The 22,633-nt window shown below is 69.8% G+C and carries 19 protein-coding genes and 1 pseudogene; 6 read left to right on the forward strand and 14 right to left on the reverse strand.

Annotation, left to right across the window (positions count from 1 at the left end; translation table 11 throughout):
• Positions 1–546 precede the first annotated feature (546 nt).
• The gene (locus ACFWP5_RS21835; RefSeq protein ID WP_384158868.1) at positions 547–2,139 is read right to left on the reverse strand and encodes an MDR family MFS transporter; all 1,593 of its coding nucleotides are present in this window, start codon (positions 2,137–2,139) and stop codon (positions 547–549) included.
• Positions 2,140–2,265: 126 nt separating this feature from the next.
• Here ACFWP5_RS21835 and ACFWP5_RS21840 point away from each other — a divergent pair, with 126 nt between their 5' ends.
• Positions 2,266–2,862, forward strand: a complete 597-nt coding sequence (locus ACFWP5_RS21840; RefSeq protein ID WP_384158871.1) for a TetR/AcrR family transcriptional regulator — start codon at positions 2,266–2,268, stop codon at positions 2,860–2,862.
• A gap of 24 nt (positions 2,863–2,886) precedes the next feature.
• Here ACFWP5_RS21840 and ACFWP5_RS21845 read toward each other — a convergent pair whose 3' ends face one another.
• Complete coding sequence (locus ACFWP5_RS21845; protein ID WP_384158874.1) at positions 2,887–3,468, reverse strand: M23 family metallopeptidase; 582 nt, start codon at positions 3,466–3,468, stop codon at positions 2,887–2,889.
• A gap of 486 nt (positions 3,469–3,954) precedes the next feature.
• Between ACFWP5_RS21845 and ACFWP5_RS21850 the strand changes: the two genes are divergently transcribed.
• Both ACFWP5_RS21850 and ACFWP5_RS21855 read left to right on the forward strand, forming a co-directional pair.
• Positions 3,955–4,578: an HAD family acid phosphatase gene (locus tag ACFWP5_RS21850; protein ID WP_384158877.1), complete on the forward strand. Its 624-nt coding sequence runs from the start codon at positions 3,955–3,957 to the stop codon at positions 4,576–4,578.
• Positions 4,579–4,643: 65 nt separating this feature from the next.
• Positions 4,644–7,689, forward strand: a pseudogene (locus ACFWP5_RS21855) (NACHT domain-containing protein).
• 81 nt (positions 7,690–7,770) lie between these two features.
• Here the strand turns inward: ACFWP5_RS21855 and ACFWP5_RS21860 are convergent.
• Positions 7,771–10,299, reverse strand: coding sequence for an ATP-dependent Clp protease ATP-binding subunit (locus ACFWP5_RS21860; RefSeq protein ID WP_384158880.1), 2,529 nt, complete (start codon positions 10,297–10,299; stop codon positions 7,771–7,773).
• A gap of 442 nt (positions 10,300–10,741) precedes the next feature.
• Here ACFWP5_RS21860 and ACFWP5_RS21865 point away from each other — a divergent pair, with 442 nt between their 5' ends.
• Positions 10,742–11,389, forward strand: coding sequence for an SCO3374 family protein (locus ACFWP5_RS21865; RefSeq protein ID WP_384158882.1), 648 nt, complete (start codon positions 10,742–10,744; stop codon positions 11,387–11,389).
• Here ACFWP5_RS21865 and ACFWP5_RS21870 read toward each other — a convergent pair.
• The 10 genes from ACFWP5_RS21870 to ACFWP5_RS21915 form a co-directional block, all read right to left on the reverse strand.
• Positions 11,368–11,703: an Lsr2 family protein gene (locus tag ACFWP5_RS21870; protein WP_384158885.1), complete on the reverse strand. Its 336-nt coding sequence runs from the start codon at positions 11,701–11,703 to the stop codon at positions 11,368–11,370. The genes ACFWP5_RS21865 and ACFWP5_RS21870 overlap by 22 nt on opposite strands.
• Positions 11,704–11,927: 224 nt before the next feature.
• Entirely contained in the window at positions 11,928–12,458 is a 531-nt protein-coding gene (locus ACFWP5_RS21875; RefSeq protein WP_384158888.1) for an amino-acid N-acetyltransferase, read from the reverse strand.
• A gap of 9 nt (positions 12,459–12,467) precedes the next feature.
• Positions 12,468–12,857, reverse strand: a complete 390-nt coding sequence (locus tag ACFWP5_RS21880) for a BlaI/MecI/CopY family transcriptional regulator (protein ID WP_019064251.1) — start codon at positions 12,855–12,857, stop codon at positions 12,468–12,470.
• A 144-nt stretch (positions 12,858–13,001) separates the two neighbouring features.
• The gene (locus ACFWP5_RS21885; RefSeq protein WP_033286119.1) at positions 13,002–13,181 is read right to left on the reverse strand and encodes a hypothetical protein; all 180 of its coding nucleotides are present in this window, start codon (positions 13,179–13,181) and stop codon (positions 13,002–13,004) included.
• Between the two features lie 49 nt (positions 13,182–13,230).
• Positions 13,231–13,890 (reverse strand): hypothetical protein, encoded by a 660-nt coding sequence (locus ACFWP5_RS21890; protein WP_384158944.1) that lies wholly within the window; start codon positions 13,888–13,890, stop codon positions 13,231–13,233.
• A gap of 293 nt (positions 13,891–14,183) precedes the next feature.
• Positions 14,184–14,981 carry a type III pantothenate kinase gene (locus ACFWP5_RS21895; RefSeq protein WP_384158891.1) on the reverse strand — a complete coding sequence of 266 codons (798 nt, stop codon included), beginning with the start codon at positions 14,979–14,981 and terminating at the stop codon, positions 14,184–14,186.
• A gap of 2 nt (positions 14,982–14,983) precedes the next feature.
• Positions 14,984–15,970: a carboxylating nicotinate-nucleotide diphosphorylase gene (gene nadC / locus ACFWP5_RS21900; protein WP_384158894.1), complete on the reverse strand. Its 987-nt coding sequence runs from the start codon at positions 15,968–15,970 to the stop codon at positions 14,984–14,986.
• A 5-nt stretch (positions 15,971–15,975) separates the two neighbouring features.
• Positions 15,976–17,733, reverse strand: a complete 1,758-nt coding sequence (locus ACFWP5_RS21905) for an L-aspartate oxidase (protein WP_384158947.1) — start codon at positions 17,731–17,733, stop codon at positions 15,976–15,978.
• Positions 17,734–17,744: 11 nt separating this feature from the next.
• Positions 17,745–18,752, reverse strand: coding sequence for a pantoate--beta-alanine ligase (gene panC / locus ACFWP5_RS21910; RefSeq protein WP_384158897.1), 1,008 nt, complete (start codon positions 18,750–18,752; stop codon positions 17,745–17,747).
• Positions 18,749–19,669 (reverse strand): Rossmann-like and DUF2520 domain-containing protein, encoded by a 921-nt coding sequence (locus tag ACFWP5_RS21915; protein WP_384158900.1) that lies wholly within the window; start codon positions 19,667–19,669, stop codon positions 18,749–18,751. Before ACFWP5_RS21915 ends, panC begins: the two co-directional genes overlap by 4 nt.
• Positions 19,670–19,854: 185 nt before the next feature.
• Here ACFWP5_RS21915 and ACFWP5_RS21920 point away from each other — a divergent pair, with 185 nt between their 5' ends.
• Positions 19,855–21,072 (forward strand): threonine aldolase family protein, encoded by a 1,218-nt coding sequence (locus ACFWP5_RS21920; RefSeq protein ID WP_384158904.1) that lies wholly within the window; start codon positions 19,855–19,857, stop codon positions 21,070–21,072.
• A gap of 67 nt (positions 21,073–21,139) precedes the next feature.
• Here the strand turns inward: ACFWP5_RS21920 and ACFWP5_RS21925 are convergent, their stop codons facing one another.
• Positions 21,140–21,355 carry a hypothetical protein gene (locus ACFWP5_RS21925; RefSeq protein ID WP_384158907.1) on the reverse strand — a complete coding sequence of 72 codons (216 nt, stop codon included), beginning with the start codon at positions 21,353–21,355 and terminating at the stop codon, positions 21,140–21,142.
• 99 nt (positions 21,356–21,454) lie between these two features.
• Here ACFWP5_RS21925 and ACFWP5_RS21930 point away from each other — a divergent pair, with 99 nt between their 5' ends.
• Complete coding sequence (locus tag ACFWP5_RS21930; protein ID WP_384158910.1) at positions 21,455–22,567, forward strand: DUF5937 family protein; 1,113 nt, start codon at positions 21,455–21,457, stop codon at positions 22,565–22,567.
• Positions 22,568–22,633: the final 66 nt, after the last annotated feature.

Genomic DNA, 22,633 nt, shown 5'->3' on the forward strand with positions numbered 1-22,633 from the left:
ATCCGACGGCTCCGGGACGTGGTGACAAGGGTCCGACCGACCCGGCCGCTCCGGGGCGCGGCGACGCCGATCCAGCCGCTCCGGGGTTCACCGACACCGGCCCGACCAATCCAGCGGCTCCGGCGCTTCCTGACACCGGCCCGCAAATTCAGCCGCTCCGGCGCTCCCCAGCACAGGCCCACAAATTCAGCCCGTCCGGCGCTCCCCAACACAGGCCCACAAATTCAGCCCGTCCGACACTCCCCAACACCGCCGCACGAATTCAGCCCGTCCGACACTCCCCGACACAGGCACACAAATTTAGCCCGTCCGGCGTTTGAGGACGAGGCCCTTCAGGCCGATACGGGGGCCCGGGGGCAGAGCCCCCGGCAACGGACCCGCGGCCAAACGCACAACCCACAGGCGAACGCACGACCCCCAGCCAAACCCACGCGTCACAGCCGCCCGCACGCCTCACAGCCGCCCCCACGCCCCACAGCCGTACACACAAAGAAGGTCCCCCGGGGCGGACACCAGCCGGGGGACCTTCAGCTCACTGTCGGCGGATCAGACGGCCTCGACGACCGACACCGGCGCCGCCGACTCCGCGTCCTCGCCAGGCTTGGGCGCATCCGGCCCCGCCCCCTTCAGCGGAACCTCCTTCACGAACACCGCGGCCACCATCGCGACCACCGCGACCACAGCCCCCAGCAGGAACGCGGAGTGGATACCCGCCGACACCGCGTGCTGGTACGCCTCACGCGCCACCGCCGGCAGCTTCGCCAGACTCGCCGCGTTCAGCGTCGCGGACTGCTCGGTCACCTTGGACCCCAGCGCACCGGCCCGCTCGGTCATGACGTCCTGCACCCGGTTGTTGAACAGCGCACCCATGATGGCGACACCGAACGACGAACCGAGCGTCCGGGACAGGGTGCTCGTGGAGGACGCGACACCCATGTCCTTCATCTGCACGCTGTTCTGCGCGACCAGCATGGTGATCTGCATCAGGCAGCCCATGCCGAGACCGACGACGGCCATGTACACACCGGACATGACCCGGGTCGTGTCGGTGTCCATCGTGGACAGCAGGTACAGACCGACACCCATCAGGACGCTGCCGACGACCGGGAACACCTTGTACTTACCGGTGTTGGTGGTCACCCGCCCCGCGACCATCGAGGTCACGAGCATCGCGCCGAGCATCGGCAGAAGCAGCAGGCCCGAGTTCGTAGCGGACGCGCCCTGCACGGACTGCTGGTACAGCGGCAGGAAGAGCGTCGCACCGAACATCACGAAACCGGTGATGAAGCCGATGATCGCCATCAGGGTGAAGTTGCGGCTGCGGAAGATGTGCAGCGGTACGACCGGCTCGGCGGCCTTGGTCTGCCAGAACACGAACCCGACGAGCGAGGCCACACCGAGCCCGATCAGTTCCATGATCCGCGCGGAGCTCCAGGCGTACTGCGAGCCGCCCCACGTGGTGACGAGCACGATCGAGGTGATGCCGACGGTCAGCAGCCCGGCGCCCAGGTAGTCGATCCGCGCCTGCGACCGCTTCTTCGGCAGGTGCAGTACGGCACTGATCGCGGCGAGCGCGATGACGCCGAGCGGCAGGTTGATGTAGAAGGACCAGCGCCAGCCCCAGTTGTCGGTGATGGTACCGCCGACCAGCGGTCCGCCGATCATCGCGAGCGCCATGACGCCGGCCATCATGCCCTGGTACTTGCCCCGCTCACGCGGCGGGATGAGGTCGCCGATGATCGCCATGACGCCGACCATCAGACCACCGGCACCGAGACCCTGGATGGCCCGGAACCCGATCAACTGCCCCATGTCCTGCGCCATGCCGCTGAGCGCGGAACCGGCCAGGAAGATCACGATCGAGGTCATGAAGGCGCCCTTGCGCCCGTACATGTCGCCGAGCTTGCCCCACAGGGGCGTCGAGCTGGCCGTGGCAAGCGTGTACGCGGTCACGACCCACGACAGGTGCTCCAGCCCGCCCAGCTCACCGACGATCGTCGGCATCGCCGTACCCACGATCATGTTGTCGAGCATCGCGAGCATCATCGTGATCATCAGCGCGAGCAGGACGACCCGCACGCTCTTCGGCTGCTTCTCGGTCTCCCCCGGACCGGTGTCCACTGTCTGTGTGTCCGCCATCGTTCCCACTCCCCTTGTACTGCCCCGGCCGGCTACTTACTTGCCGCCCGGCTAGTTGACTACACTCAGGGAAAGTAGACCCGTAACTAGCCGGGCGTCAAGTAAGTTTGCTGGAGCATGAAACGGATGGGCGGCACCATGGACGGCACCAAGCGGCAACGTCGCGGAGACACCCGCCAGCGCATCCAGGACGTGGCGCTCGAACTCTTCGCCGAGCAGGGCTACGAGAAGACCTCGCTGCGCGAGATCGCCGAGCACCTGGACGTCACGAAGGCGGCGCTCTACTACCACTTCAAGACCAAGGAAGAGATCCTCGTCAGCATCTTCGAGGACCTGACCCGGCCGATAGAAGACCTGATCGAGTGGGGCCGCGGCCAGCCGCACACCCTGGAGACCAAGCAGGAGATCGTACGGCGCTACGGCGACGCGCTCGACGGCGCGACCCCGCTGTTCCGCTTCATGCAGGAGAACCAGGCGACGGTACGGGACCTGCGCATCGGCGAGCGCTTCAAGGAGCGGATGCGCGGCCTGCGGGAGATCGTCATCGACCCCGGGGCGAGCCTGGTCGACCAGGTCCGTTCCCTCAGCGCGATCTTCACACTGCACGCCGGGATGTTCGCCGTGCAGGACCTCGAAGGCGACCCCGAGGACAAGCGCAAGGCCGTCCTGGAGGTCGCCACCGACATGATCACGCAGGCCCACGCGGGCACGAAACAGCCGTAGGGGCCGTAGAAGCCCTGGGCGTTCTCAGACAGAGACACCCTTGCCGCGCAGGAACGCGACCGGGTCTATGGCCGAGCCGTAGTTGGCGGTCGTACGGATCTCGAAGTGCAGGTGCGGGCCGCTGGAGTTGCCGGTGCTGCCGGACAGCGCGATGTGCTGACCGGTGCTGACGACCTGGCCGACCTTCACGTCGATGCGCGAGAGGTGGGCGTACTGGGAGTACGTGCCGTTGCCGTGCTTGATGACGATGGCGTTGCCGTACGCGGCGCCGTCACCGGCGCCGTTGCCGCCGGCCTTGACGACGGTCCCGCCGTGCGCGGCCATGACGTTGGTACCGCTGGCCACGGCGAAGTCCTGCCCGCTGTGGGTGGACTGCCACATGCTGCCGGCCTGGGCGAAGCTCGCGGACAGCGTGTACTTCTTCACCGGGTCGATCCAGGAGGCGGCGGTCTTGGCGCTGACCGTCTTCGGCGCGACGCTCGCGGTGGCGGCGCTCGCGACCCCGGTGCCCAGCACGGCGGTGGCCCCCAGTCCGACGGCCAGGACGGCCACACGGGTGCGGAGCGAAGACGTACGGGAAGAGCGGGACGTGGCGCGCTGGAACATCGAAACCTCACGGGGGACGGGGACAGAAAAGCCACCCGGACACATACGGCCGCCGGATGGCACGTTCATTGGTAACCCCGGACCCCGCGGACCCCCAAACCCCCCTTCTACGACGGAACCTAGTACTTCACCACAAAACTTCAGACTTCTTGACAGACAGCCCATGTGTCACGATTCCACCCCCCGGACGGCGAAATCGGTCATTCGGTTCCACCAACCTCAAGAAGAAAGTCCCTTTTGCCCCGATCGGGACGGGCGACTACCTCCCCTAGTAGGGACCGAATCGCCTGTGCGGCTTGTCACCGGCCGGGGTGATCGCCGGTACGGGGAATGTGACCGGCACTACTCGCGGCGGGCCGTTTCGGATCGGGTCGGCCTCTATACACCTACCGTCCAGTAACCTTACGGTTCCCCTCACGCCACCCTCGCCCGCGAGCATGCCTTCCGCACCGGCAGCGCACATACGTGAGAGGAACCCCCACCCCCATGACGAGACGACGCCCCTGGGCTCGCCGTACCGCCATAGTCGCCGTAACCGCGGCCGCCCTCGCCACGCTGACCGTCCCCGCAGAGGCCGCGACGGCGACCAGCCCCACCACGACCGCCGCGACCGCGACCGTCGACTACGCCACCTGGCAGACCGACTGCCAGACGGTGATGAACCAGGCCCTGCCGTACCTGAAGCAGCGGATCGCGGCCACCAAGCCCGGTGAGAAGCAGGCGATCGTCTTCGACATCGACAACACCACCCTGGAGACCGACTTCGGCTTCAGCTGGCCGCAGCCCGCCAACAAGCCGGTCCTCGCGGTCGCCAAGTACGCCCAGGAGCACGGCGTTTCGCTGTTCTTCGTCACGGCCCGCCCCGGCATCATCTACCTGCCGACCGAGTACAACCTCGAACACGACGGCTACGACGTCGACGGCCTCTACGTACGCGGCCTCTTCGACCTCTTCAAGGACGTCGCCGACTACAAGACGGCCCAGCGCACCGCGATCGAGAACAAGGGCTACACGATCATCGCGAACATCGGCAACAGCGCCACCGACCTGTCGGGCGGCCACGCCGAGAAGACGTTCAAACTGCCTGACTACGACGGCCAGTTGTCCTAGTCGCACGGCCATCGCCTGATCGTCGATAGGCTCCATCCGTTTCCCAACGGCTACGGGGGTGGCGGATGGAGCCCGCGGTACTCGGCGGCAAACTGGCGTCCAGCCTGATCGCGCCGCTGGTGAAGAGACTGTTCGTGGCGGACGGGCCCGGCGCGGGGCTGGTCGACAGACCGGTACGGCTGTCGAACCTGGTGTCCTTCAAGGGCGAGAAGCGCACGCTGACCGAGAAGGACGTCCACAAGCTCGCCGACCACCTGGTCGCGCGGGCCGTGGACTCCCCCGGCGAGGCCCCCTTCCCACCCGACGAACAGACCGCCGTGGCCGATGCGTTGGCCCGCAGGCTGCTGGCCCTCGGCGACCTGGACATGGACGACGTACAGGCGGTGAGCCTCGGACACCGGGAACTGGCAAGGCAGTTGGCACACGGCACCCCGACGACCGCCGGACTCTCCACCGACTCCCGCCACTTCCTCGACAACGCCACCGCGTGGGCCTGCCTCCAGATCCTGGAGTTCTTCACCCGCCGCTCCACGTTCGTGGCCCGCACCCTGGTGGAACAGGCCCGCACGCAAGCCGAACTGATCGCCCGCGTAGACGAGTTGATCGCGCGCAGTCCCCGCCCCGGGTTCCAGGACCGCGCCTTCGAACGCCGCTACCTCCCGTACGTCGCCGAGCGCCACAACCACATCACCATCTACGGCATCGACCTGCGCGACTCCCCGGACCGCTGGCCCCTCGAAGTGTCCTACCTGAGCCTGGAGGCGACCGCGACGGAGGGAACGGCACCTCCCCGGCGAACACCCCGGCTCCGCCTTCACCGTCCAACTCCCCGCCGAGGAAGCCCTGTTGGCCCACGATCGCGTACTGCTGCGCGGCGACGCGGGTTCCGGCAAGACGACGCTGGTGCAGTGGCTCGCGGTGACAGCGGCGAGCGACGGCGACCGCATCCCGTACGTCCTCCCCCTGCGCACCCTGATCCGCGCAGGCCAACTCCCCTCCCCCGCAGCCTTCCTGACCGCCACCGGCTGCCCCCACACCCCACCCGAGGGCTGGGCGGAACGCGTCCTGACCGCCGGCCGCGCCCTGGTCCTGGTCGACGGCCTGGACGAGATCCCGTCCGCCGACCGCCACCGCACCCGCCACTGGCTCCTGTCCCTGATCCGCGCCTTCCCCGGCAACCACTGGCTCCTCACCTCCCGCCCCACGGCCGTACGCCCCGACTGGCTGGCCCCCGAAGGCTTCCGCGAACTGACCCTGGCCCCCATGCGCCGCCCGGAGATCAAGACCTTCGTCGAACGCTGGCACACGGCGGCCCAGGCCCCGGAGTACGAAGGCTCGCTCCTGGACTCCCTGCGCACGAAAAGGGACTTGGCGCGGCTCGCCACGAACCCCCTTATGTGCGGCCTGATCTGCGCCCTGCACCGCGAACGCCGGGGCTATCTCCCCACCGGCCGCAAGGAGTTGTACGACGCCGCCCTGACGATGCTGCTGGCTCGGCGGGACCGGGAGCGGGGTATGGGTGCGCTGGAAGGGGCCGAGCTGAGCGAGGAGGCTCAGCTGGAGATCCTTCAACGCCTCGCGTACGCCCTCGTGTTGAGCGGCCGTACAGAGATGGACGTGGAGACGGCCGAGGGCATCGTGGAGCGCAGTCTGCCGACGGTGGCATCGGCGGCGGGGCAAGGGGACGCGGGCACTGTCCTGCGCACCCTGATGCTCCGCAGCGGCCTGCTCCGACAACCCGCCCAGGGCGTGACGGACTTCGTCCACCGCACCTTCCAGGACTACCTGGGCGCGCGCTACGCCGTGGAGGAGGGCCACCTGGACGTCCTCCTCAGCCGCGCGGAGGACGTCCAGTGGGAAGACGTCATCCGCATGGCGGTCGCCCACGCCCGCCCGCGCGAACGGGTCGTGCTCCTGCGGAAGTTGCTGTCCTACGACCAGCCCCGACTGACGCTCCTCGCGCTGGCGTGCCTGGAGCATGCGACGGCGTTGGACCCGGCGGTGCGGTCGGAGGTCGAGACGCGCGCGGCTGCGCTGGTTCCGCCGCGCACGACGGAGGACGCGCACGCACTGGCGAAGGCCGGACCACTCGTCCTGGAACTCCTCCCGGGCCCGGCAGGGTTGACCCCGAGAGAGGCCCACTGCGTCACGGTCACCGCCTCGGTCCTGGGCGCCGAGGAACCCGACGGCGCCCTGGCGGTGCTACGACGCTTCCGCGACCATCCGTCCCTCGACGTACGACGCCAACTCGCGGGCACGTGGGACCGGTTCGACGCTCGGGAGTACGCCGTCGAGGTGCTCGACCATCTGCTCCGGGACGACGATCTCTTCGTACGGTGCACGTCCCAGGAACAGTTGCGCGCACTGCGGCTGATGCGCCCGTGGCGCAGGCTGACGATCGATGGTTCAACCGCGCTAACCGAAATCATCGATGCCGTCGACGATCCGGACTCGGTCAAGGGCCTGCTGCTCGACCAGAACTCCGGACTGCTCACTCTGGATGAACTGCCGGCCTTCCGATCCCTGACCGAGCTGCGGCTTCAGAACTGCGTCAACGTCCACTCCTTGCTGGCCCTGTCGAAAATGCCCCTGACCGACCTGACATGCCTACACATCGGGCGCACGACAGGTCTGCACACCCTGTCCGCGCTCACCCGGCTTTCCCTGAACCAGCAAATCGAGGGCAGCCTTCTCGGCTGTCTACCGCTCGCCGCGCCGCTGGAGTACCTGTACTTGGGTGGGAGCACTCTCGACTCCGCCGGCCTGCGCGGCCTGGAGCAATGGCCGACTCTCACCACCCTCAACCTCGGCCGTCCAATAGCGTCCCTGAGCGCCACGGACTGGCGGGAAGTGAGCCGCCTGCCCACCCTGCGGCACCTCACCCTGAACACATCCCTCGACCGCTATGCCGTGCATACGATGCCGGAACTGCCCTCCGTCGAATCCCTCGACCTGGCCGCACAGGACACCGCTGACCAGCTCCGGACCCTGGCTACCCGCCTCCCGAACTTGCGCTGGGTCACCATCAGGACATACGGCAGAAGGACCCACCTCAACAGCAGGTACGGAGAAATCTTCCCCACCGCCGAAGTAACCGACGACCGCCTCTGACCCCACCCCCGAACAAGCAAAAGGGGCCGGTGCCCAAAAGCACCGACCCCTTCCCAGCCGTAAAGCCCAAACCGCTGAGCCTTACGCCTCCTTGCTCAAATTCGGACCCGCGCCACCAGCAGCGGCATCCTCGATCGGCGGAACATCCGGAAGCGCCGACTTCTCCTCACCCCGGAAGGTGAAGGTCTTCGCCTCGCCCTCGCCCTCCACGTCGACGACCACGATGTGACCGGGACGCAGTTCGCCGAAGAGGATCTTCTCCGAGAGGGTGTCCTCGATCTCGCGCTGGATCGTGCGCCGCAGCGGACGCGCGCCCAGGACGGGGTCGTACCCCTTCTTGGAGAGGAGCTCCTTCGCGGCCGAGGAGAGCTCGATGCCCATGTCCCGGTCCTTGAGGCGCTCGTCGACCTTGCCGACCATGAGGTCGACGATCTTGAGGATGTCCTCCTGCGTGAGCTGCGGGAAGACGACGACGTCGTCGACGCGGTTGAGGAACTCGGGGCGGAAGTGCTGCTTGAGCTCGTCCGAGACCTTGTTCTTCATGCGCTCGTAGTTGGACTTCGTGTCACCCGTGGCCGCGAAGCCCAGGTTGAAGCCCTTCGAGATGTCCCGCGTGCCGAGGTTGGTCGTCATGATGATGACCGTGTTCTTGAAGTCCACGACCCGGCCCTGGGAGTCGGTCAGGCGACCGTCCTCCAGGATCTGCAGAAGGCTGTTGAAGATGTCCGGGTGGGCCTTCTCGACCTCGTCGAAGAGGACGACCGAGAACGGCTTGCGGCGGACCTTCTCCGTCAGCTGACCGCCCTCTTCGTAGCCCACGTAACCGGGGGGCGAACCGAAGAGACGCGACACCGTGTGCTTCTCGCTGAACTCCGACATGTCGAGGGAGATCAGCGCGTCCTCGTCACCGAAGAGGAACTCCGCGAGGGCCTTCGACAGCTCGGTCTTACCGACGCCGGACGGGCCGGCGAAGATGAACGAACCACCGGGACGCTTCGGGTCCTTGAGGCCCGCACGCGTACGACGGATCGCCTTCGAGAGCGCCTTGACGGCGTCCTTCTGGCCGATGACCCGCTTGTGGAGCTCGTCCTCCATGCGCAGCAGGCGCGAGGACTCCTCCTCGGTGAGCTTGAAGACGGGAATGCCGGTGGCGGTCGCGAGGACCTCGGCGATCAGCTCGCCGTCGACCTCGGCGACGACGTCCATGTCGCCGGCCTTCCACTCCTTCTCCCGCTTGGCCTTGGCGGCCAGGAGCTGCTTCTCCTTGTCGCGGAGGGAGGCGGCCTTCTCGAAGTCCTGCGAGTCGATCGCGGACTCCTTGTCGCGGCGGACGCCGGCGATCTTCTCGTCGAACTCGCGCAGGTCCGGCGGCGCGGTCATCCGGCGGATGCGCATCCGGGAACCGGCCTCGTCGATCAGGTCGATCGCCTTGTCCGGCAGGAAGCGGTCCGAGATGTACCGGTCGGCCAGCGTGGCGGCCTGCACCAGCGCCTCGTCCGTGATGGAGACACGGTGGTGCGCCTCGTACCGGTCGCGCAGACCCTTGAGGATCTCGATGGTGTGCGGCAGGGACGGCTCCGCGACCTGGATGGGCTGGAAGCGGCGCTCAAGAGCGGCGTCCTTCTCCAGGTGCTTGCGGTACTCGTCCAGCGTCGTCGCACCGATGGTCTGCAGCTCACCGCGGGCCAGCATCGGCTTCAGGATCGAAGCGGCGTCGATGGCGCCCTCGGCGGCACCCGCACCGACCAGCGTGTGCAGCTCGTCGATGAACAGGATGATGTCGCCGCGGGTGCGGATCTCCTTGAGGACCTTCTTCAGGCGCTCCTCGAAGTCACCGCGGTAGCGGGAGCCGGCGACCAGCGCGCCGAGGTCCAGGGTGTAGAGGTGCTTGTCCTTGAGGGTCTCGGGCACCTCGCCCTTGACGATGGCCTGGGCGAGGCCCTCGACGACGGCGGTCTTGCCGACGCCGGGCTCACCGATCAGGACCGGGTTGTTCTTCGTACGGCGGGACAGCACCTGCATGACCCGCTCGATCTCCTTCTCGCGCCCGATGACCGGGTCGAGCTTGGACTCACGAGCGGCCTGGGTGAGGTTCCGGCCGAACTGGTCGAGGACCAGGGACGTCGAGGGGGTGCCCTCCGCAGGGCCGCCGGCGGTGGCGGTCTCCTTGCCCTGGTAACCGGAGAGCAGCTGGATCACCTGCTGCCGTACACGGTTGAGATCAGCGCCCAGCTTGACCAGGACCTGGGCGGCGACGCCCTCGCCCTCGCGGATCAGGCCGAGCAGGATGTGCTCCGTGCCGATGTAGTTGTGGCCCAGCTGAAGAGCCTCGCGGAGCGACAGCTCCAGGACCTTCTTGGCACGGGGGGTGAAGGGGATGTGCCCGGACGGGGCCTGCTGCCCCTGCCCGATGATCTCCTCCACCTGCTGGCGGACCGCCTCGAGCGAAATCCCGAGGCTCTCCAGGGCCTTAGCGGCGACACCCTCACCCTCGTGGATGAGACCCAGGAGGATGTGCTCGGTGCCGATGTAGTTGTGGTTGAGCATCCGGGCTTCTTCCTGAGCCAGGACGACAACCCGCCGCGCGCGGTCGGTGAACCTCTCGAACATCGTTAATCGCTCCTCAGAGCGGTCAGGCAGTAAGGGGACGCTCCCCTCCCTGTCCTTCCGCAGCTTAGTCCCGCAAGCGGGGACCGCTCATTCCAACTGCCGACACCGGACCGAGAACCAACACTGCCTCCTGAACCCGAACGCCGACATCTGCTCCAACCTGATGGTGCGAGACGATGTTCCCGCAGGCCAGGCAGTTACCCTCACCAGGAGTACGCCGATGGCGAACGTGAGACGGCCTTTTCTGCGTGTCGCCCCCTCCCACTAGGGATTGTCTTACCCGCACGGACTGACACTCCATGCCGAGCGCACCCGTTCCCTCCGCTACGGGCGAACAACGTTGCGCCGCTCCGCACCCCCGAACGCCCCCTTTTCCCGTACCCAGCGCATTCGTTGGACCACCCAGCGTAACTCTCGGCCCGCTTCGGCGGTTGCTCTTGGCATGGTTGGCACAATCCCCCCTCTCACCACGGTCCCGCTCCCCCGCCGCCCGCTCGATCCGGACGACCGACAGCGGCACTGGTACGAGAACGAACTGGGGTGGCGCACGGTGCCCGGAGAGCCGCTACGGCTCGTGACAGGCCTGCGTTTCGACGTCCTGGACGTGCCGGTCGAGGCCGGCGTCGCGGCGCTGTGGCGGCTGGGCCCGGACTCTCCGGTGGCCGTACGGGGCGACCGGATGCGGCTGCTGGTGGCCGCGGGCAGCGCGGAGGAACTTCCGGGGCTGCTGGACTGGCTGGAGTGGGGCGCTCTGGCGCCGGCGCTGGATCTGGTGGCGCTCGGCGCGGACGGGCACATGGAGGCGCCGTCATTCCCTGGGGCGAGGCCCGTGAAGGCGCCGCTGCCCGGAGCGGGGCCCGCGAAGGGGCAGCCGCTTCCCGCGGGTCGCCCGGGTCCCTTGCAGGGGGCCGCCGTATGGCTGCGACCCCCCGAGCCGGGGTGCGAGGTCGAGGCCTCGCTGCCGACAATGCCGGCCGTGGGGGGCGTTGGACATGCCCCTGATCTCGTACGACTTGTGGACACGGTGGCCACACAGTGCCACCGGGTACGGCTGCGGCGCTCGTGCGCTCAGCCGTTGGCCTTCTCGTAGGCCTCGCGAATGAGCGCGGGAACACGGCCGCGGTCGTTGACCTCGTGACCGTTTTCCTTGGCCCACGCGCGGATCTGCGCGGTGTCCTGGCTGCCGCTGGTAGCGACGCGTGCCTTTCCGCGACCGCCAGAAGCGCGGCCACCGGTACGGCGCCCGCCCTTCACGTAAGCCTCGAGAAGTCCACGGAGCTTGTCCGCATTCGCGGTGGTGAGATCGATCTCGTACGTCTTGCCGTCCAGCGCGAACGTCACCGTCTCGTCCGCCTCGCCGCCGTCGAGGTCATCGACAAGAAGGACCTGAACCTTCTGTGCCACCGGATTTCCTTTCATCGATTACTTGCGGGCCTGGGGTCTGCGGCGTCCGCCGTTTCGCCGTCCCCTGTTATATGCAGTACTGCAGTACGTCGGAAAGCAAACCGCTTTTGCTGGAAAAACACAAACCCCTGGGAGAGACGGAGTGAGCTCCCCCCTCCAGAAAGATGTGCGTTTCGGACATAGGGAACCTGGGCAGGGCGACCGGACCGAATTGAGCGCCGCGATCACAGATGCAGAAGCATCCGGCTGTTGCCCAGGGTGTTCGGTTTCACTCGTTCGAGACCGAGGAACTCCGCCACGCCCTCGTCATAGGAACGCAACAGCTCCGCGTAGACATCGGTGTCAACGGGTGTCTCACCGATCTCCACGAAGCCGTGCTTCGAGAAGAAGTCCACTTCGAAGGTGAGACAGAAAACGCGACGAACACCTAGCCAGCGAGCCGTGTGCAGCAACTTCTCCAGCAACTGATGACCCACGCCGGCGCCCTTCAACCCGGGCTTCACCGCGAGAGTGCGGACTTCCGCGAGGTCTTCCCACATGACATGCAGTGCCCCGCAGCCGACGACCTCGGCGTTGTCGTCCCGTTCGGCGACCCAGAACTCCTGGATGTCCTCGTAAAGAGTCACCGTCGCTTTGTCGAGCAGGATGCGACCGCGGACGTAGGCGTCAAGGAGTCGGCGCACCGCGTCGACATCGCCGGTCCGGGCCCGCCGGACGGTGATGGCTTTCGCGGTGACTTCGGGGTGCTCTGACATGAGCGGACGCTATCGCCCGCCGCCCGAGGGCGCGGAGCCGGGGTTCTGGACGCCATCCGCGGGTTCGGGTGTTTCCGGTCCCTGGACGATGCGTACGGCGCTGCGCAGGGCCTCACGCTGTTCGTCGCTCATCATGCCGAAGAAGGCGACGAGAGCGGCGGCGGGGTTGTCGCTCTGGGACCAGGCGTCGTTCATCAGGGCGGCGGAGTAGGCGGCCCGTGTGGAGACCGCCTCATATCGATAGGCCCGGCCTTCCGCCTCACGACGCACCCAGCCCTTCTGATGGAGATTGTCCAAAACGGTCATCACCGTGGTGTACGCGATGGACCGTTCCTGCTGAAGGTCTTCCAGGACTTCCCGAACGGTCACCGGGCGGTTCCACTTCCACACCCGCGTCATGACCGAGTCTTCGAGTTCTCCCAATGGGCGAGGCACAGCTCAGAACCATAGTGGAAAAGGAACAAAAAGGGCGTACGACTCGGAAAGCACGCGCACGCGTGCGGGAGTCGTACGCCCTTGAAGGCGCCGCGGAAAGCGGAAGGTTCAGGCGTCGGCGGCCGAAGAGGCCTGGCGGGCGCTCTCCGCGCGCGCGATGGCGGCGTCGACGGCCGCGTCCTCCTTGGCCTTCATGGCCCCGCCCTGGGTCTTCACGATGACCCGGATCAGTCCGATGAAGAACACGGCCATGACGACCGGGGGCACGAGCGCGGAGACATAGTCCATGTCCTCCAGAGTAGCCACGGGCCCGAAGGAGGAGGGGGCGGGGTCGGGTTCAGCCGGCGGCGAGTTGCTGCGGCGGGTTCGCGGGCGGCTGTGCCGGTTTGCGCCGGGGGAAGACCTCGCCCGGGGTCGGGACGGGCCGGGACGGCTTCGGCGTCACGGGCGCCGGCGTCGGCGTGGGCCGCTCGCCGGGCCGCTCCAGGGGCTTGCGTACGGGCTCCTTGGCATCCTCCCCGGCCGGTTCCCCGCTCGCTGCGGAAAGGCCCCCTGAGAGGCCTCCAGGGAGCGCCAGGAGGCGGGTGCGCGAGGCGGGGACGGTCGGGGCGGGCCGAACGGTCGTACGGCGGGCGAGCCGCGCGCGTACGTCTTGTTCGGCGAGAGTGAGGCAGCGGTCCAGAAGGGCGGCCGCGGACGGGTTTCCGCGCAGCGCCCGCAGGGCGGAGAGGTCGTCGACGTCCGGGCGGTATCCGGCGCCGAGCGCCTCCTCCAGCAGGGTGAGGTAGCCGGCGGTGGTGCCGGGCAGGGCGGCGCGGTACCGGGCGAGGTCGGCGACCAGGAAGGCGCGCAGCCGGACCCCCTCGCGTACCGCCTCGTCGAGGGATTCGGCGAGCCGGAGACAGTCCTGGACGTCCTCGGCCGAGGCGGTTCGGGGCTGGAGGGCGAGGGCGAGGGCGCGACGGAGCACACGCAGCTCCTCCGCACCGAACGCCATGCCGCCTCGGGATCCGTATGGCGTGGGCATGCGGCGACGATACGCGCTAATCAGACAAATTCGACATAGGGGGCGGGTGTGGCGCGGGGTTTTCGCCCGGGGCGGCCAGCGGCTGCTCCGCCGCGTATCCGGCAGCCGCGCCACGGCCCTGCTACGGCTCCGTCGCCCGCACGGCAGCCGTCGTCGGGGCGCGGCGGCATCCTGTGGGCGCACGTGGCGGCGGCACCTCGCGCGCGTGAGCGGCGCGGGCGGGGCCCGGCGGCAGGCAGCCTCGCCCGGCGCCGGGCACCGGGTCACATCCGCGAGACGTTCCGCTCGTAGACCAGCCTGAGGCCGATCAGCGTCAGCCAGGGCTCGTGCTCGTCGATCACCGAGGCCTCGCCCAGGACCATCGGGGCCAGGCCACCGGTCGCGATCACCGTCACGTCCTCCGGGTCGTCGGCCAGTTCCTTGGCCATCCGGTTGACCACGCCGTCGACCTGGCCGGCGAACCCGTAGACGATGCCCGACTGCATCGCCTCGACGGTGTTCTTGCCGATCACGCTCCGTGGCCTGGCCACCTCGATCTTGCGCAGCTGGGCACCCTTCACGCCGAGGGCCTCGACCGAGATCTCGATACCGGGGGCGATGACACCGCCGATGTACTCCCCGCGCGCGGAGACCGCGTCGAACGTGGTCGCCGTACCGAAGTCGACGACGATCGCCGGACCGCCGTAGAGCTCGACCGCGGCGACCGCGTTGATGATGCGGTCCGCGCCGACCTCCTTGGGGTTGTCGGTGAGGATCGGGACGCCCGTCTTGACGCCCGGTTCGACGAGGACGGCGGGCACGTCGCCGTAGTAGCGGCGGGTCACCTCGCGCAGTTCGTGCAGGACGGACGGGACGGTGGCGCAGATCGCGATGCCGTCGATGCCGTCGCCCAGCTCTTCTCCGAGGAGCGGGTGCATACCCATGAGGCCCTGCAGGAGTACGGCGAGTTCGTCGGCGGTGCGGCGCGCGTCGGTGGAGATGCGCCAGTGCTCGATGATCTCCTCGCCGTCGAACAGCCCCAGGACGGTGTGCGTGTTGCCCACGTCGATCGTGAGGAGCATGACTACTGCGCCTCACGGAGGTCGAGGCCGATGTCCAGGATCGGCGCGGAGTGGGTCAGGGCGCCCACGGCGAGGTAGTCCACCCCGGTGTCGGCGTACGCCTTGGCGTTCTCCAGGGTGAGCCGGCCCGAGGCCTCCAGGGCGGCGCGGCCGTGGACGACGCCGACGGCCTCCGCGCACTCCCCGGGCGTGAAGTTGTCCAGCAGGATCAGGTCGGCGCCGACGTCCAGGACGTCGCGGAGCTGGTGCAGGGTGTCGACCTCGACCTCGATCGGCACGTCCGGGAAGGCCTCCCGTACGGCCTTGAAGGCCTGCGCGACGCCGCCCGCGGCGACCACGTGGTTGTCCTTGACGAGGGCCGCGTCCGAGAGGGACATGCGGTGGTTGACGCCGCCGCCGCAACGGACCGCGTACTTCTCCAGGGAGCGCAGCCCGGGCGTCGTCTTGCGGGTGTCGCGGACCTTCGTCTTCGTGCCCTCCAGGACGTCGGTCCACGCGCGCGTGGCGGTCGCGATGCCGGAGAGACGGCACAGGAGGTTGAGCGCGCTGCGCTCGGCGGTCAGCAGGTCACGCGTGCGTGTGGTGACCGACAGGAGCTTCTGTCCGGCCTCCACGCGGTCGCCGTCCTCCACGTGCCGCTCGACCTCGAACTCGTCCGTGCAGACCACGGAGACCACCGCCTCGGCGACCCTGAGGCCCGCCACGACACCGGCCTCGCGCGCGGTGAAGTCGGCGGTGGCGACGGCCTCTTCAGGGATCGTCGCGACGGTCGTCACGTCCACGCCGTAGGCCAGGTCCTCCTGGATGGCGACGTTGGCGATGTCCTCGACCTCCAGGGGGTCGAGTCCGGCGTCGGCCAAGAGCTCGGCGAGGGCGGGGTCGAGACCGCACACTGCGTACTCTGCGGCCTCCGCGTCGGCGCCCGCGCCACAGGCACAGCCGTCGCCGCAGCCACCGCTGTCGGCGAGGGGAAGGTCGTGGGTGCTCACTTCTGTCACTGCTCCTGAGGACGGTGCTGCCGGGTCGGGGGGAAGTCTGCGGTGTCCGTGGTGTGTACGGCCAGCGTGCGGTCCGGATTCAGCCGTACGACGATGTGGCGGCGCCATGCGGTGTCGTCGCGCTCGGCGTGGTCCTCGCGCCAGTGGCAGCCGCGGGTCTCCTCGCGCTGAGCGGCGGCGGTGACCAGCACGCGGGCCACGCACAGGAGGTTGGTGGCCTCCCAGGTGTCGACGCCGGGCTCGGCGGTCTTGCCGTTCTCGTCGAGGGCGTCGCGGGCGTCGGTGTGCAGCCGCTGGAGCTGTCCGGCGGCCCTGGCGAGGGAGTCGGCGGAGCGCAGGACGCCCGCGCCCTCGGTCATGATCCGCTGGATCGCGAAGCGGGCCTCGGGGGCGAGCAGCGGCTGCGCGGGCTTCTGGGGGTGCGGGACCGGTTGGGGCACGCGCGCGTGCAGGGCGTTCTCCGTCCGGCTCCCGGTGATGTCGGCGACGATGCGCTCGGCGTAGACGAGGCCTTCGAGGAGGGAGTTGGAGGCGAGCCGGTTCGCGCCGTGCACACCGGTGCAGGCGACCTCTCCGCACGCGTACAGCCCGGGGACGGTCGTACGGCCCCGGGAGTCGGTGCGGACGCCGCCGGAGGCGTAGTGGGCGGCGGGGGCGACCGGGACGGGCTCGGTGACCGGGTCGATGCCGTGGCTGCGACAGGCGGCGAGGATCGTCGGGAAGCGGTGCTCCCACATGGCGGCGCCGAAGTGCCGGGCGTCGAGGAACATGTGCTCGGCGTCCTGCTCCTGCATGCGCCGCATGATGCCCTTGGCGACGATGTCCCGGGGCGCGAGCTCGGCGAGTTCGTGCTGGCCCACCATGAAGCGCACGCCGTCGGCGTCGACCAGGTGGGCGCCCTCGCCGCGGACCGCCTCGGAGACGAGGGGCTGCTGGCCCTCCGCGTCCGCGCCGAGGAACAGCACGGTCGGGTGGAACTGCACGAACTCCAGGTCGGAGACCTCGGCGCCCGCGCGGAGGGCGAGGGCGACCCCGTCGCCGGTCGACACGGACGGGTTGGTGGTCGCCGAGAAGACCTGCCCCATGCCGCCGGTCGCGAGGACCACCGCGGGCGCGTGCACGGCGCCCACACCGTCGTGCTGGCCCTCTCCCATGACGTGCAGGGTCACGCCCGCCGTACGGCCCTCGGCGTCCGTCAGGAGGTCCAGCACGAGCGCGTTCTCGATCGTGCGCAGGCCGCGCGCGCGTACGGCCTCGACAAGGGCCCGGGAGATCTCGGCGCCGGTCGCGTCGCCGCCGGCGTGCGCGATACGGCGGCGGTGGTGGCCGCCCTCACGGCCCAGCTCCAGTCCTCCTTCGGAGGACTCGTCGAAGTGGGCACCGGTCTCGATGAGCCGCCGTACGGCGTCGGGGCCCTCCGTGACGAGGATCCGTACGGCCTCCTCGTCGCACAGGCCCGCGCCCGCCACCAGGGTGTCGTCCAGGTGCTGTTCGGGGGTGTCGCCCTCCCCGAGGGCCGCGGCGATGCCGCCCTGGGCCCAGCGGGTGGAACCGTCGTCGAGGCGGGCCTTGGTGACCACGACCGTCCGCAGCCCGGCCGCCTCGCAGCGCAGCGCCGCGGTCAGGCCGGCCACACCGGAGCCGACGACCACGACGTCCGCGTCGATGGACCATCCTGGGGCGGGGGCATACAAGCGGGGGCGAGCGCGTAGCGCTCTCGTTTGAGGGTGGTGGTGGGCGACGGGCGGGCGTATGCCTGTGCTGGTCACGAGGCGGCTCCGAAGGTTCCGAAAGCGAGTGGGATGTTGTCGATCAGCCGGGTCGTCCCGACCCGGGCGGCGACGGCGAGGACGGCCTCCCCGGTGAAGTCCTCCTCGACGTCCGTGAAGTCGGACGGGTCGACCAGGGCGAGGTAGTCCAGGACGAGCGGCGGGTCCAGGCGGGCGGCGTCGTCGAGGACCAGGCGGGCGGCGGCTCGGACGGACGCCGGGTTGCCGGGGCCGGGGGCGGCCTTGGCGACGGCGTGCGCGTCGGCCGCCGCGCGGGACTCCCCTATGGCGCTGAGCGCCTCGGCACGCGCGTGCGTTGCGGGCACCTCGCGGGCCCGGGCGCGCAGCGCCTCCTGGGCGGCGTGCCGGTCGCGGCCCGCGAACAGGGCCTGCGAGAGCGCCAGCGCGGTGCGCCGCTCCCGGGGGGACAGATAGCGGTTGCGGCTGGACAGGGCCAGGCCGTCGGCCTCGCGCACGGTCGGCACGCCGACGATCTCCATGCCGAAGTTCAGGTCGCCCACCATGCGGCGGATCAGGGCGAGCTGCTGGGCGTCCTTCTGGCCGAACAGGGCGGCGTCGGGGCGGGTGAGGTGCAGCAGCTTGGCGACGACGGTGAGCATGCCGTCGAAGTGGCCGGGGCGGACCGCGCCCTCCAGGCGTTCGCCCATGGGGCCCGCCGAGATGCGTACCTGGGGTTCGCCGCCCGGATAGACCTCGTCCACGGAGGGCGCGAACACGACGTCCGCGCCCGCCTCTTCGGCGATCTTGACGTCGGCGTCCAGGGTGCGCGGATAGCGGTCGAGGTCCTCGCCCTTGCCGAACTGCAGCGGGTTCACGAAGACGGTGACCACGACCTCGCCGTCCGGTCCGGCGATCCCGCGCGCCGTGCGGACCAGCGTGGCGTGGCCCTCGTGCAGGGCGCCCATCGTCATCACGACGACGCGACGGCCCGCACGCGTGCGTGCGTGCAGTTCGTCGGCGGTGCGCAGCAGGGTGGCGGTCATCCGGCATCTCCCTCGGCGCCGTTGGCGAGCACCCCGAGGAGGTCCTCGGCGAGTTCCGGCTTCAGCAGCCCGTGGGCCAGCGCCCGGTCGGCGGTCGCGCGGGCCATCGCCAGATAGCCGGCGACAGTCTGCGGGGCGTGCTTGCGCAGCTCGGTGACATGCGCGGCGACGGTGCCCGCGTCCCCGCGCGCGACGGGGCCGGTGAGCGCGGCGTCGCCGGAGCGCAGCGCGTTGTCCAGGGCTGCGCCCAGCAGCGGGCCGAGCATCCGGTCGGGGGCCTCGACGCCGGCCGTGCGCAGCAGCTCCATGGACTCGGCGACCAGGGTCACCAGGTGGTTGGCGCCCAGCGCGAGGGCCGCGTGGTACAGCGGGCGGCTCTCCTCGGCGATCCACTCGGGCTCGCCGCCCATCTCGATCACCAGGGCCTCGGCGGCCAGCCGCAGCTCCTCGGGCGCGGTGACCCCGAAGGAGCACCCGGCGAGCCGCTGGACGTCCACCGGAGTGCCCGTGAAGGTCATCGCGGGGTGCAGGGCCAGCGGCAGCGCGCCCACCCGCAGAGCGGGGTCCAGGACCCTCGCGCCGTATCGCCCGGAGGTGTGCACGAGCAGCTGCCCGGGGCGTACGGCCCCGGTGTCGGCGAGGCCCTCCACGAGCCCGGGCAGGGCGTCGTCCGGGACGGTCAGCAGCACCAGGTCGGAGCGCTCCAGCACCTGTGCGGGCGTGACGACCGGCACGTCGGGGAGCATCAGCGCGGCCCGTCGCCTGGACGCGTCGGACACTCCGGAGACGGCCACCGGGCGGTGCCCGGCCAGTTGGAGCGAGGCGGCCAGCGCGGGGCCCACCCGGCCGGCGCCGACGACACCGACGGCGAGCCGCGCGGGGCGGTCCTTGGGCTCTGGCTGTTGGAATGTACTCACGCGACGGCGGCCTTCCCGTTCCAGTCCGCTCCGGGTACCGGACGATTTCTCGTCATGTTAACGCGATCGGTTCGAGGGGCGTCCGGTTGTCCACAGGCTGTGGGTTGTCACACAGCAGCGCAGTGGGGGAAAGCCTGTGGAAATCCGGATGCTCCCGCGGACCCGCGCCAGGCATCATCCGGAGCATGAGCGATACGGCGGAACAAGGCGAAGAGCAGGCGGAGCAGGGCGAGCGGGGAGCGGAGTCCATAACCGACGAGGAACGGATCCTGGAGCGCCGCAAACGGCGGACCAGCGCGAACCGGAGCGCGGAGCGCGCTTTTGCCCGCCTCGGCTTCCTGGGCACGCTCCGGGAACGGCTCGCCTTCGTACAGGAGGCGGCCGAGCTGTACGACCTGGACGAGACGTCGGACCTGTACGGCGGCGGCGTGGTCGAGCTCCTGGAGAAGCGGGTCGCCGAACTGCTCGGCAAGGAGGCCGCGGCCTTCTTCCCCACGGGCACCATGGCGCAGCAGGTCGCCCTGCGCTGCTGGGCCGGCCGCACCGGCAACCCGACCGTCGCCCTGCACCCGCTCGCCCATCCCGAAGTGCACGAACGGGACGCGTTCAGCCAGGTCAGCGGATTGCGCCCGGTCCATGTGACGAGCGAACCCCGGCAGCCGACCGCCGACGAGGTGCGTGACTTCCCGGAGCCCTTCGGGACGCTGATGCTCGAACTGCCCCTCCGGGACGCCGGTTTCGTGCTGCCCTCCTGGGAGGAACTCTCCGCCGTCGTCGAGGCCGCGCACGAACGCGACGCGGTGGTCCACTTCGACGGGGCCCGCCTGTGGGAGTCCGCCACCCACTTCGGCCGCCCGCTCGACGAGATCGCCGACCTCGCCGACAGCGTCTACGTGTCGTTCTACAAGTCCCTCGACGCCCTAGGCGGCGCCGCGCTCGTCGGCCCGAAGACCCTCATCGACGAGGCGAAGACCTGGCGGCACCGCTACGGGGGCATGGTCTTCCAGCAGTTCCCCACCGCGCTGACGGCACTCGCGGGCCTGGACCGGGAGCTGCCCCGGCTGCCCGCGTACGTGGCCCACGCGCGCGTGGTCGCCGAGGCGCTGCGCGAGGGCTTCGCGGCGGCCGGGGTGCCCTGGATGCGCGTCCACCCCGAGCAGCCGCACACGAACGAGTTCCAGGTCTGGCTGCCGTACGACCCCGACGCCGTCGCGGAGGCCGCGATCCGGCAGGCCGAGGAGACGAGGACGGCCCTCTTCGCCGGCGCCTGGGACGCGAAGGGTCCGGGCCTGGCGGTCACCGAGGTCTACGTGCGGGCCGCCGGCCTGGAGTGGACGGCCGACGACGTGAAGGCGGCGGTCGCGGACTTCGTGGTCCGGCTGAAGGAGGAGACGGCCCGCTAGGAGACGGCGATCGCGGCGCCCTCGGACGTCAGCGGCGGAACGCGGCCTCGGGTGTTGTCGAGTGGTGTCAGCAGGCGGAACGCGGGTGCGGGTGCAACAGGCGGCCCAGGGCCCGCCGTAGCCGACCGTGAGCCGGGCGTTCCGCGACGACCGCGCGGAACTGCCAGTAGCCGCGCAGCTCGCGGGCGGTCCGCCAGTCGTGGGTGCCGGGCGGGGGCGGCGGGGTCTCGCCGAGCCGCTGGGCGCGGTAGGTGTCCAGGAGGTACTGCTGGGTGATGCTCATGTCTCCAGGCTGCGCCGCCGCCCGGTGGCTGTCGCGTCGATTGACGGGCGCCGTCAAACGAGGGGGGCGTTGTCAGTGGCGGGGTGCACGATTGGGGACATGAGCGTGCACATCGACATCACCGGGCTGCGGCAGGAGCGGATCACCTTCGCGCCCTCACCCCTGGGCGAGCTGTGCATGGCGCTGCACGCGATGTCCGAGCCGGGGCACCATCCCGGCCTCCAGGGCTGGGTGACCGGCGTCACCACCCGGCTCGACCCGCATCTGGCCGACCGGATGTGCGAGGCCGACTTCCTGTGGCGGTCGACGTTCTCCGACCTGTTCCTCCCGTACGCGGGCATCCCGGGCCGGAGCACGCTCCCCGGGACCACGCTCGCCGAGGAGCTGGACCTGCTGGACAAGCTGACGGACGAGCAGTTCGTGGACGCGGCCATGGAGTTCACCACCTGCGCGACCTCGTACAGCACGGGCGGGCCCGGCCCGCTCACCGACGCCGGGATCCGGCGGCGCGCCCTGGAGCAGGCGGCCGCGCGCGGCCCGCATCAACTGGCGTTCACCGAGCGGCTGTTGGCCGACCCGCCGCGGACCAGGGCCTGGCTGCGGCAGTTCCTGGAGGACTGCGACGAGGCGTTCTTCGCGGAGACCTGGTCCCGGATGCAGCACCAACTCGCCACCGACGCCCGCCACAAGACGGACCTCCTGCGCCGCAAGGGCCTGGCGGAGGCGCTGACGTCGATGTCCACCGCGGTGACCCTCGACGAGAGCGCCACCCGCATCACGATCGACAAACTCGGCACCGGCCGTACGGCGACCCAGGACGGCGGCCTCCTCCTGGTGCCCACGGCCCTGGGCCGGCCGCATCTCACGGTCCTGTACCGGTACGGCTGGCAGCCCGTCGTGCACTACCCCGTGCACAACACCCCCAGGCTCGCCGCATCGACCTCCCTGGAGCAGCTGACCCTGCGGATGACCGCGCTGTCCCACCCGGTCCGCATGCGCCTGTGCCGCAGCCTGGCCCGCAGCGCGTTCACCACCAGCGAGCTGACCCAGGTGCACGGTATGACCGCCCCCGAGATATCCCGCCACCTCGGCGTCCTGAAGAAGGCGGGCCTGATCACCACCCGCCGCCGCGGCCGCTACGTCCTGCACCAGCTGGACGTCACGATGGTGGCCCGCCTGGGCAGCGACTTCCTGGAGGGCATCCTCAGGTAGCCGGAGGGCATCCTCAGATAGGCGTCCCGGACGAACAGCGGTCCCATAGAGCCGCACCGCCGTACC

It is taken from the genome of Streptomyces sp. NPDC058469 (assembly GCF_042721125.1).
In the GTDB taxonomy this organism is placed as follows: domain Bacteria; phylum Actinomycetota; class Actinomycetes; order Streptomycetales; family Streptomycetaceae; genus Streptomyces.

Bases quoted from the DNA above. Each gene is read 5' to 3' on its own strand.
- ACFWP5_RS21850 (WP_384158877.1), top strand. From the start codon at position 3,955: ATGACGAGACGACGCCCCTGGGCTCGCCGTACCGCCATAGTCGCCGTA.
- ACFWP5_RS21895 (WP_384158891.1), bottom strand. From the start codon at position 14,981: ATGCTCCTCACGATCGACGTGGGCAACACGCACACCGTCCTGGGGCTG.
- ACFWP5_RS21930 (WP_384158910.1), top strand. From the start codon at position 21,455: ATGAGCGTGCACATCGACATCACCGGGCTGCGGCAGGAGCGGATCACC.
- ACFWP5_RS21885 (WP_033286119.1), bottom strand. From the start codon at position 13,181: ATGGACTATGTCTCCGCGCTCGTGCCCCCGGTCGTCATGGCCGTGTTC.
- ACFWP5_RS21890 (WP_384158944.1), bottom strand. From the start codon at position 13,890: ATGGCGTTCGGTGCGGAGGAGCTGCGTGTGCTCCGTCGCGCCCTCGCC.
- panC (WP_384158897.1), bottom strand. From the start codon at position 18,752: ATGACCGCCACCCTGCTGCGCACCGCCGACGAACTGCACGCACGCACG.
- ACFWP5_RS21835 (WP_384158868.1), bottom strand. From the start codon at position 2,139: ATGGCGGACACACAGACAGTGGACACCGGTCCGGGGGAGACCGAGAAG.
- ACFWP5_RS21840 (WP_384158871.1), top strand. From the start codon at position 2,266: ATGGGCGGCACCATGGACGGCACCAAGCGGCAACGTCGCGGAGACACC.
- ACFWP5_RS21860 (WP_384158880.1), bottom strand. From the start codon at position 10,299: ATGTTCGAGAGGTTCACCGACCGCGCGCGGCGGGTTGTCGTCCTGGCT.
- ACFWP5_RS21865 (WP_384158882.1), top strand. From the start codon at position 10,742: ATGGTTGGCACAATCCCCCCTCTCACCACGGTCCCGCTCCCCCGCCGC.
- ACFWP5_RS21925 (WP_384158907.1), bottom strand. From the start codon at position 21,355: ATGAGCATCACCCAGCAGTACCTCCTGGACACCTACCGCGCCCAGCGG.
- ACFWP5_RS21920 (WP_384158904.1), top strand. From the start codon at position 19,855: ATGAGCGATACGGCGGAACAAGGCGAAGAGCAGGCGGAGCAGGGCGAG.
- ACFWP5_RS21875 (WP_384158888.1), bottom strand. From the start codon at position 12,458: ATGTCAGAGCACCCCGAAGTCACCGCGAAAGCCATCACCGTCCGGCGG.
- ACFWP5_RS21880 (WP_019064251.1), bottom strand. From the start codon at position 12,857: ATGACGCGGGTGTGGAAGTGGAACCGCCCGGTGACCGTTCGGGAAGTC.
- ACFWP5_RS21845 (WP_384158874.1), bottom strand. From the start codon at position 3,468: ATGTTCCAGCGCGCCACGTCCCGCTCTTCCCGTACGTCTTCGCTCCGC.